This is a genomic window from Paraburkholderia rhynchosiae (assembly GCF_002879865.1).
Lineage (GTDB): Bacteria > Pseudomonadota > Gammaproteobacteria > Burkholderiales > Burkholderiaceae > Paraburkholderia > Paraburkholderia rhynchosiae.
The window spans coordinates 1-675 of the sequence record NZ_PNXY01000118.1 but is presented as its reverse complement, the minus strand read 5'-3'; the positions used below and the strand labels follow the sequence as shown (position 1 = coordinate 675).

Below are 675 nucleotides of genomic sequence, written 5' to 3'. Positions count from 1 at the left end.
GTCTGGTCGCAACTTCAGACCAGCCACAGGACTATGTGATTGGCACGAAGGCAATGCTGCTCGCACCGTACGGCATCGTCGAGCCCAAGGACGATCCCCGTTTCAAGCAGGCCGTGGACGGCGCCGTGCTCGAGCTCATGAAGTCAAAACAGATTTACGCGATGTACGACAAATGGTTTAACGCGCCCGTGCCGCCGAATGGCATCAATCTGAAGTATCCGATGAGCACCGAACTTAAACGTGCCTTCGAACATCCCTCCGATTCCGGCGATCCCGCGGCCTATCAATAAGCCACTTAAGCAACCCTACTTCGAGTCCGCGCAGTCATGAACTATCAGTGGAACTGGGCCAGTTTCAACGACCTCTCGCCCGACGGTGTCCATACCTACCTGCAGACGATGCAGACTGGAGCATGCTGGACCATCGCACTGGCGGTGAGCGCCTATGCCATCGCGCTGCTGCTCGGCTCGATCATTGGCGTGATGCGTACGGTCGATTCGAAGATCGCGCGAACCATTGCTGCAACGTACGTCGAGTTGTTCCGCAATGTGCCGCTGCTGGTGCAAATGTTCCTCTGGTATTTCGTGCTGCCGGAATTGCTCCCCAGGTCGCTCGGCACCGCGATCAAACAGATGCAGCAGCCGTGGGGCCAGTTTTTTCCCGCGCTGCTTTGCC

General features: G+C 57.5%; 1 protein-coding gene and 1 pseudogene. Both read left to right on the top strand.

Annotated elements, in window-relative coordinates:
- A pseudogene (locus tag C0Z16_RS37055) lies at nucleotides 1-290 on the top strand (amino acid ABC transporter substrate-binding protein); the annotation flags it as partial.
- Nucleotides 291-326: 36 nt separating this feature from the next.
- Nucleotides 327-675 (top strand): ABC transporter permease subunit (locus C0Z16_RS37050; protein ID WP_146014429.1); only part of this gene is annotated, 349 nt, incomplete at its 3' end.